The sequence below is a fragment of the Bacillus sp. RC252 genome (assembly GCF_044909215.1).
In the GTDB taxonomy this organism is placed as follows: Bacteria; Bacillota; Bacilli; order Bacillales; family Bacillaceae_G; genus Bacillus_A; species Bacillus_A mycoides.
Genome location: NZ_JBIYDV010000041.1, coordinates 1 through 8,720, shown reverse-complemented (window position 1 = coordinate 8,720; position 8,720 = coordinate 1). Strand labels below are relative to the sequence as shown.

8 protein-coding genes are annotated in these 8,720 nt (G+C 33.6%); 1 reads left to right on the top strand and 7 read right to left on the bottom strand.

The annotated features are described in order from the left end of the window. Positions 1 to 313 precede the first annotated feature (313 nt). The 7 genes from ABH960_RS29225 to ABH960_RS29195 all read right to left on the bottom strand — a co-directional run bounded on the left by ABH960_RS29225 (position 314) and on the right by ABH960_RS29195 (position 7,885). Positions 314 to 943 (bottom strand): class I SAM-dependent methyltransferase, encoded by a 630-nt coding sequence (locus tag ABH960_RS29225; RefSeq protein ID WP_404449926.1) that lies wholly within the window; start codon positions 941 to 943, stop codon positions 314 to 316. A 129-nt stretch (positions 944 to 1,072) separates the two neighbouring features. After that, positions 1,073 to 2,068: a D-cysteate sulfo-lyase gene (gene cuyA, locus ABH960_RS29220; RefSeq protein WP_016101063.1), complete on the bottom strand. Its 996-nt coding sequence runs from the start codon at positions 2,066 to 2,068 to the stop codon at positions 1,073 to 1,075. Between the two features lie 248 nt (positions 2,069 to 2,316). After that, complete coding sequence (locus tag ABH960_RS29215; RefSeq protein WP_404449924.1) at positions 2,317 to 3,555, bottom strand: DUF4073 domain-containing protein; 1,239 nt, start codon at positions 3,553 to 3,555, stop codon at positions 2,317 to 2,319. A gap of 283 nt (positions 3,556 to 3,838) precedes the next feature. Next, on the bottom strand, positions 3,839 to 4,951 hold the full coding sequence (locus tag ABH960_RS29210; RefSeq protein ID WP_404449922.1) for an aminopeptidase: 1,113 nt from the start codon (positions 4,949 to 4,951) through the stop codon (positions 3,839 to 3,841). Positions 4,952 to 5,411: 460 nt separating this feature from the next. Beyond that, positions 5,412 to 5,915, bottom strand: coding sequence for a VOC family protein (locus ABH960_RS29205; RefSeq protein ID WP_404449920.1), 504 nt, complete (start codon positions 5,913 to 5,915; stop codon positions 5,412 to 5,414). Between the two features lie 536 nt (positions 5,916 to 6,451). Further along, positions 6,452 to 7,087 carry a LysE family translocator gene (locus ABH960_RS29200; protein ID WP_404449918.1) on the bottom strand — a complete coding sequence of 212 codons (636 nt, stop codon included), beginning with the start codon at positions 7,085 to 7,087 and terminating at the stop codon, positions 6,452 to 6,454. Between the two features lie 216 nt (positions 7,088 to 7,303). Continuing rightward, the gene (locus ABH960_RS29195; protein ID WP_098271866.1) at positions 7,304 to 7,885 is read right to left on the bottom strand and encodes a DJ-1/PfpI family protein; all 582 of its coding nucleotides are present in this window, start codon (positions 7,883 to 7,885) and stop codon (positions 7,304 to 7,306) included. Between the two features lie 142 nt (positions 7,886 to 8,027). On the opposite strand from ABH960_RS29195, the gene ABH960_RS29190 reads away from it, so the two are divergent. After that, positions 8,028 to 8,465: an Lrp/AsnC family transcriptional regulator gene (locus ABH960_RS29190; RefSeq protein ID WP_404449915.1), complete on the top strand. Its 438-nt coding sequence runs from the start codon at positions 8,028 to 8,030 to the stop codon at positions 8,463 to 8,465. Positions 8,466 to 8,720 lie beyond the last annotated feature (255 nt).

The window sequence follows — 8,720 nt, the reverse complement described above, 5'->3', positions numbered from 1 at the left end:
TTATTCATCAACTATTCGGAATGGCTGCATAAGAATAGATTCCATTAGGAATCTATATACCTCTTTCAAATAAATACAATCTTTGCACCAGAACCTCTTAATGTTGTACTCATATAATCACCCCTCTCACGCTTCAATAATTCCATTATATAACAAATAATTCGTTGGAAGTTTAAAACATGTTTTAAACTAAATTAAGCGAAGTAAGGGATGCCATTTGACTTCCCTTACTTCGCCTTTAAAGAATAATTAGTGAGTAGCTTACACATCAAGCTTATTAAATAACCTTTCACTATTTTTTACACAATTGTAATTATAGTGTTTTTTGACATTTGATCATTATAAATTTAAATGGAGGTTTACTTGCCATATTTTTATGCGGCTCCAAAATTTCCGTAGTTTCTATCAGTCCATATTTTCCAAAGTCTTGTTTTACCGAGTCAACATCATAAAAATACATTTTTACCCCTTCCATTATTTCAAAGTAGTCTTTACCCAGTTGTTTCCCCTTCCCAAACATTGGGGCATCTTTAGAAATAGTAGTAAAAATCATATATCCGTTTGGTTTTAACTGACTATAACAATCTTTAATAAACTTCTCTCTCTCATCCTTATCCAACAAATGAATAAGTGCATAAGAAAATATGCCATCATACAGTTTGTTATCAAAAGGCATATCCGTAACTGAACCATGGAAGAAATCAGTATTAAGTTCATTTGCCCTCGCCAATTCAATCGCTGTTTTTGAAATTTCAATACCTGTTACTTGTATTCCGTTATCAATAAAAACCTTTGCATTTCTACCGTACCCAATACCAGGAATCAATATATCCTTCACTTTCTTTTCAAGGAAAAAATCCTTCGTCAAAATTGCGGAATCTGCAGCTTCAAATCCCCACATCATTTGATTTTCTATAAAACTTGCTTCCCAAAATTCTGTCATACATCAATCTCCTTTATATATCGTTGTTTACCGTTGAATGTTGAAAACTCATCGCATATTCACGAAATTGTATCAAATTTCAACATTAATTCAAAACAAAAAGCATTGGATACCCAATGCTTTTTACACTTACGCAAATAGAGACGTATTCGCATATAAAGCTGGTGAACCACCTGAATGTACGAATAAAATGTTGTCTTCTTTATTAAATTTTCCTTTTCTAATTAAATCAATTAATCCTGCTACTGCTTTACCTGTATAAACTGGATCAAGTAAAATACCTTCTGTTTTCGCAAGTAATTGAACTGCTTCTACCATTTCTGGCGTCGGTAACGCGTAACCTGGTCCTACATATTCATCAAAGCATGTAACTGCTTCGCGTGAAATAGAGTTTGGAATACCTACGTGAGCTGAAGTTTCATCTACAAGTTTTGCTACTTTCTCTTCTTGCTCCGCTTTTCCCCTACTTACATTTATTCCGATTACAGGAATTTTGCTTTGTGTTCCGGAAAAACCAGTAATTAAACCAGCATGCATACCAGCGCTACCACTTACACAAACAACTGAACTGAAATCAATTCCTTGCTCGAATGATTGCGCCATAATTTCTTGCGCACAAGCAATGTATCCCATTGCACCAGTAGGATTTGATCCACCAACTGGTATTACATATGGTGTATTACCTTTTTCACTAACTTCTTTCGCTACTTTATGCATCTCTTCCATAAGATCTGCTCCGTTTGGCACAACAATTACGTTTTCAGCACCTAATAAATGATATAAGAAATAGTTTCCGTTAAAGTCTCGCTTTTCTTCTGGCTCAAGCCCTTCTTCTAACACAAGAATACATTTCATTTTTTCTTTTACCGCAGCTGCAAGTGTTAGACGGCAATGGTTTGACTGAATACCACCAGCTGTAATTAACGTATCTGCACCCTTTTCCTGTGCATCCGCAACTAGAAACTCTAACTTTCTCGTCTTATTACCGCCAGCTGTTAAACCAAGTAAATCATCTCGTTTAAAATAAATAGTTGGCCCACCAAGTGCTTCAGAAAAATTGTTTAATTTTTCAATTGGTGTATATGATTCTGTATATTTTTTTCTCGGAAATTTAGCTAAATTCATCAATAACGCTCCTTTTATACTCTTTCATAGTAAATGTAACCATACTATTATTACATGGAAAAATGATGAAGTCACCTTTCTGGATTAAAAATGTATCGAAATTCAGTAAATGAAATTATATAGGCGATATTTTACTTTTACTGGCGATTCAACATAGAATATCGACTTACCGACCAAAAACGGCTTACAAAATCCATTTCTCATCACTCAAAAAAGAGCCCACACATTTAAATGCGGGCTCTCTCCAATCACTTATTTGCCGAAAAACGAAGAAGCTGTGTTAATCCTGGCTCTAAATTCATTTCTCCTTTGTGACGTACGTATACGATTTTGTCGCCATCAAATTTTGGCGGTTTTCCTGGATTATACGTATTCCACTCGTTCGTTCCTTCTACAGAGTACTCCATATATTCTGTTGCACCAACGATTACATTATTTCTATCATCAGCCGTCACATCTGGTGCCATTTGTGCGATTTTTGCATCACTAATTGATAATTTCTTTATATCCTTATCACGTTTATAATCGTAAGCCGTTACGACTACATCGTTACCATATGCTTTTATTTGTAATCCTTGTTTGAAAGAATATCCATCCGGCGCAGTCTTCTCGCCACCATTTGGTCCAGCCGACATCCAACCAGTTTCAATTCCGCCCGTATTTACAACCGTAAATCCTTTTTCATCTCCGCCTGTAATTTTCTTTTTACCAGCCCAATCTGGTAAGTTTAAATCCCAATGTGTATGACTCGTAAAGAAAACTACTTGCGGATAGTCTTTTAATATATCGTACAATTTATCAACGTTTAAATAATCTTGTAAATATGGATTTTGTCTTGATCCAGATACTGTATCAGGTAAAACGTGATGAGAGAAAATGAAAATTGGCTTATTTTTATCTTTTTGACTATACTCTTCTAAATTTTCTTTTAACCATCCTAATTGCTCATCACTCATATATACTTCATCCCACATTTTTGAATCGTGGTATTTCATATATTTTTCAGTTCCTAAAAATAAAAGCGGATAACCATCTAATTCTTTTTTATGATATACCTTATCTTGTCCGCTAAATTTTAAATATCGATTAAACAATGTCTCTTCCGTTACACCATTTGGCCATGTATTTTGAGAGAGTTTCCCATCAGCTGTCCATTTACCAGCGTAAAATTCATGATTCCCAACAGTTGACCATACATTTTCCGGATGCTTATTCTTGTTTAACACACGCTTCACATCATCATATTGTGACTGCTGTCCAGTTGGCGTTATATCCCCATTCATAATAAGCGCTCTAGAAAGTGGTGTCACTTTGTTCATATCTTTTAATACGTGATCAAAATCCCCTAAATCCCCTTGAATATCACTAATAACATTAAACATCGTCGCTGTTTTTCGTGCTTGTGCTTGTTCTTTTCCCTCAGCATTCATCGAAAACGTTGGTAATAACACTGCCATAACAGCTAACGAAGCAACTGCCTTTTTCATACAATTTCTCCCCCCTAATAATAGAATGTATAAACTGACATGTTCTGCGTTCTCTTAGTTGCTTGTCCAATTCATATTATAAAGAGGGATTGTAAAGATTAATGGAGTAAAAATTTAAGTATTTTTTAAGAGATTTTGTCTTTTTTTCGCACTCCAAAATTACCGAATCGCGCCAATCTAACTTTCTAGCTTTTAACATTAAATAAATGTAAATTTATTTAATACATCTTTTAGTTTAATACGTTGTCTTTTAATCTCAGTTACATTACTACAACAAAATACTCTACCTTTTTAAGTTCTCTTCATTTAATCCGAATAACTCTGGTAAAGTAAAACGTCCATCTTTTCTTATCAGTACGTCATCGAACCAAATTTCACCCCCGCCATACTCCGGTCTTTGAATGTTTACTAAATCCCAATGTATCGCTGATTTATTCCCGTTATCTGCACCTTGTAACGAATCTCCAATCGCTAGATGATAACTACCATTTATTTTTTCATCAAATAACGTATTATTCATCGGGTGTAATATATAAGGATTAAACGCTAGTGCAAATTCTCCAATATATCTTGCTCCCTCATCCGTATCAAGCATTCGATTCATTCGCTCTGTATCATTTGCATATGCCTCTATTATTTTCCCATGCTTCATATGTAACTTTATATTTTGAAACGCATAACCTTGTTGAATAGATACTGTGTTAAATGTTATTACTCCATTTACTGAATCTTTAACAGGTGCTGTATACACTTCACCATCAGGTATATTATCCGTTCCATCTCCTTTTAAAACGCCAATTCCTTCAATTGAAAACTTCAAATCCGTACCTTCTCCAATAATCCTAACTTGCTTTGTCTTTTCCATTAATTCTTTTAATGGCTCCATTGCTTTCGACATTTTATTGTAATCTAACGTACATACATCATAATAAAATTTTTCATAAGCCTCAGTGCTCATATTCGCTTCTTGCGCAGACCCCGCATTCGGAATTCGAGTTGTCACCCATCTTGTTTTATACACTGCTTCACTATGAGCTTTTCCAAATATCTTTTGATATAACTTCATTTTTCCTGCTGGCACATCTGCTAATTCATATGCATTTCTAGGGCTACGGAGATTAATATATACTTGCATCTTACTTAAGCGGTAACATTCCCAATCTGCAAATAACTTAAATTGTTCTTCAGATCCTGATAGAATCAATTGCCTTGTAACAGAAACATCACGCATTGATACATGTGCGTATCCCCCTGCTTTTTCCACAAACTTAATAATTTCACGAACTACTGCGGGATCTATTTCAGTAACACTTTGAATCAACACTTGATCACCAGGCTGCACTTTAGTAGAATGATTGACTAACACATCTGCTAATTTAGATAATTCTCTCCTCATTAGACTCTTCACCCCTTGTTCATCCAAACAATCGTTACAAAATAAAAAATTAGAAATTCAATATATAAATTCCAAATACTTGGAATCGTTGCTACACCTAAATAAAGAGTTCCTGGTAACAACCAAATGCTACAAGCAATCATAAAAGTCTTTTTCCTAGCAACTGCCGCAATTACTGCAAAAAAGAAGGAAGCAAAAACATGAAAAATACAGTGATATATAGTTCCTTATTAAGTGTTTGATTGCTGTAAGGGTTAAAATATAGAAAAACAATTGAAAGGATAAAAATGCTTACAGCCGCCACTACCCCTATATAAACATTGATTTTTTTTCATAATCCCCTACTTCCAATAGCAATTTTTTGTACTGAACGTATCTTTTGAGTTCAAAGGTTAGCTGAAACTTGTTGAAGAAAGTGTACCGCTGAATGGAGTAAGACTAAGCCATACACATAAAGCAATTAATTCTTGTGCTTGATATTTACTTTTTCGTTGAACGAATCCTGTTTTTTAGCCAGGTGCTCCGCATCCCATTCACTTAAATAAGATGCGTATTCTAATTCATCTGGATTATCATGTAACATAGAAATAAACTCTAATTTATTCCCATCACAATCCAGAAAGTATACACTTGCAGCTGGCATCCACCTTTGGACAATTGGCTCTTGATTTCCTTTCCCTAGGCTTCCCACCACTTCTATTCCACGATTCTCTAACCACAATTTAGAAGACTTTAGAAATTCTAAATCTACACCAAAAGCAAAGTGTTTTATCTCAAAATCTTCAATATTATGTACTTCCCATACTCCAAGCATTTGCTTTTTACTTTCTCCTACCCAAAAGAAGGCCACCTTTCTTTTGGATAGTTTTCTTGCTAATGCTAACCCCAACTTATTTTGATAGAAATCTATCGCCTTTTCTAAATCTCTTACATGTAAATGTGTTTCATATATGTTCTGTATCATTCTGCTTATTCCTTTCTTTATTAGTTAAGTAGTTACTGTAATTCTAAATCTGAAGTATGTATAATCATTGTAATTTATCTCCATATCCAATATACCTATTTACTATTCTATCGAAATTGAAATATGATAAATCCAACTGAGGTAGTAAATTCAAATAAAAATTCTACTACTTTTGCAGGAGAAATCTCCAATACATTCAGATGAAATCATACTAAAATAATAAAAAAGCGCTATTCTTTTAGTAAGAATAGCGCTTTTGACTCTTGGAGTTAGTTAATATTTTTCAGTAAATAGGTATGTGCAATTACCCCATCACTATCAAGCTAAGTTCATACACCGTCAATTATAGTAAAGGTTGTTTCTTTTTTAAAGGCTATGTGTAAGGAATTTAACCCTCCCCCAGGAATCAAAAAATTTTTGAGGGGATGCCTACGTAATATAACATATTTACAATTACGTTGCATTTAGGTTTAAAATGCGTATCTTTTTCATCTATATTTCAACTACCATATTTAAGTTTATAAGAGTTATGCTTTTTAAATAAAAGTAATTACTTGTTTTATAAACTCGTAACCAAAATAACCACTAAATCCGAATAGTACTATTGCGGCAAATATAGATACCCATTTAATAAAGGTTGGATTTAGAAACCGTCTAGTAAAATGAACAAAGCTTAATAAGACCATATCATGCATAAAGATACCTAATAAAATACCTACAGCTATTAATATAAATGTTGATGTACTTGCACTACCTAATGAAGAAACTAGAACCGGCCCAAAGACCCCTATCCAAAAGACAATATTAGCCGGTGATATAGCAATCATAAAACCAGATAAATAAGCTGTTAATAAAGATTTATTAGGATTTTCTCCCTCTATGTTAACTTCTGACTTTGCTTCTTTAATACTTTCTATTCCAATAAACATTAAAAACCCAAAACCTAGTAACCACATAACTGCTTCTACCCACGGATTGGTTAATACACTAGAGAACCCTAGATAAATCAGAACTATTAAAGATAAATCTACAGTCATTCCTCCTATACCTACAAACCAACCATGTACGAAACCATTTCTCATTCCTTGTTTAGTCATTTGGACAGTCATAGCACCTGCAGGTATTGATAAAGATAAACCTAACAATATATATGTAAAGAGTGTTACAATCATAAAAATTCTCCTATTTTAATCAATTATTATTCTTTTTATTAAATTATGCATGAAAAGGGCACTTACCTTTGATCGATTCATTACCATCTGTTATCACAGATTATTTCCATTCTCTTTTATCTGGAGCAGTCACCCAATTAGATGACCACTCTTTTGGACCATGTTCGTTAAGATATTTTAAAATACTCCAAGTACCCCTTTGTTGAAGAGCAATGCCTAAAACCCCATAAGATCCTTTACATGTTTAGCGTTCTTTTTAGATGTTAGTTTTTCAAGTAATAAAAATGCAACATCAAAAGCTGTACCTGGATTTGAAGATGTAATAATGTTTCCATCTTGAACGATTAAATCATTTTGTACTATTGCACCGAAATTCTTTAACTGCTCTTTTCGTTTACTCGTCGGATGACTGTATGTGGTGGCTTTTTTATCTGTAAGAATTCCGCTTTTTCCAAGCGCTAATGATGCGACACATATACTGGCAATAGGCTTCTGCTTGGCATAAAAATGTTGAATAACATGTAAGAATTCTCTACTATATGCATCCCGATAAAAACCAGCTTCTTCAAAACCTCCTGGAATAGCTAATGCATCAAACTCATCTAATTGAATATCATCAACCGTTTTTTCGGGTATGACAGTAAAATTCCAAGTACAGGTTAATTTATTCCGAAGGCCAACTGTTACGACCTCAGTTGATCCATCTCCCTCCCATTTATTCCAACCTAGTACATCTGTAAATACACTAGCTTCTACTGCTTCAAATCCATCAGCTAATAATAATAAAACCTTTTTCATATCGTAAATCGCCTCCTGTTATCCTTATTTTATACAAATATATAAGGCTGATAAATGAGTTTAATAAGGATATTCGATCATTTGGCTTTATTATATAAGGAATTTAGGTTATTCTATTTTATAAAAAAAGGTTGGATGATTTATGGATCAAATTGATAAAAAAATCGTGGGATTATTACAGTCAAATGCAAAAATTTCAATGAAGGATCTAGCAGAAGCCGTTCACTTATCTGCTCCGTCAGTAACTGAGCGAGTACGGAAGTTAGAGGAGCAAAAAATTATTGAAGGTTACCATGCACATGTTTCTCTAAAAAAAATAAACCGTCCAATTTCTGCACTTATATTGTTTAAATCAAAGGATTGTAAATCATTAGCTAACTTTTGCTATAATCATCCAGATGTACTTGAGTGTTACAGAGTAGCAGGGGAAATTAGCTATATTGTCAAATTAGCAACGTATTCTGTAGAAAGTTTAGAACAATTTATTGATGATACAATGCAATATGGTACACCATCAACGAATATCGTGTTATCTTCTTATGAAAAAAAAATAATTGCTCCCTTTATTAGTGAAAAATAAAAATACTGGCACAATCAATTAACTATTACTTACTCAATAATCCTTAATCCTTTAAAAATAGCCCTGATTTTTTGACTGTATAAAAATCAGGGTCTCTAATCATTTTTATCGTTTTTGGGTAACCCATTTTTATTAGCTGGGTAACGATGTGCACTTCCCCCATCGCTATCAAGCTAACAAAATAAAATCCCCCCTAAAATGAAAAAATACGCTATTCTTTCTGTAGAATCATAGGAAAGGATGGCGTTTTTGTAT

Excerpts from the sequence above, each read along its gene's own strand:
- cuyA (WP_016101063.1), bottom strand. The coding sequence starts at position 2,068 with ATGAATTTAGCTAAATTTCCGAGAAAAAAATATACAGAATCATATACA.
- ABH960_RS29205 (WP_404449920.1), bottom strand. The coding sequence starts at position 5,915 with ATGATACAGAACATATATGAAACACATTTACATGTAAGAGATTTAGAA.
- ABH960_RS29200 (WP_404449918.1), bottom strand. The coding sequence starts at position 7,087 with ATGATTGTAACACTCTTTACATATATATTGTTAGGTTTATCTTTATCA.
- ABH960_RS29210 (WP_404449922.1), bottom strand. The coding sequence starts at position 4,951 with ATGAGGAGAGAATTATCTAAATTAGCAGATGTGTTAGTCAATCATTCT.
- ABH960_RS29225 (WP_404449926.1), bottom strand. The coding sequence starts at position 943 with ATGACAGAATTTTGGGAAGCAAGTTTTATAGAAAATCAAATGATGTGG.
- ABH960_RS29190 (WP_404449915.1), top strand. The coding sequence starts at position 8,028 with ATGGATCAAATTGATAAAAAAATCGTGGGATTATTACAGTCAAATGCA.
- ABH960_RS29195 (WP_098271866.1), bottom strand. The coding sequence starts at position 7,885 with ATGAAAAAGGTTTTATTATTATTAGCTGATGGATTTGAAGCAGTAGAA.
- ABH960_RS29215 (WP_404449924.1), bottom strand. The coding sequence starts at position 3,555 with ATGAAAAAGGCAGTTGCTTCGTTAGCTGTTATGGCAGTGTTATTACCA.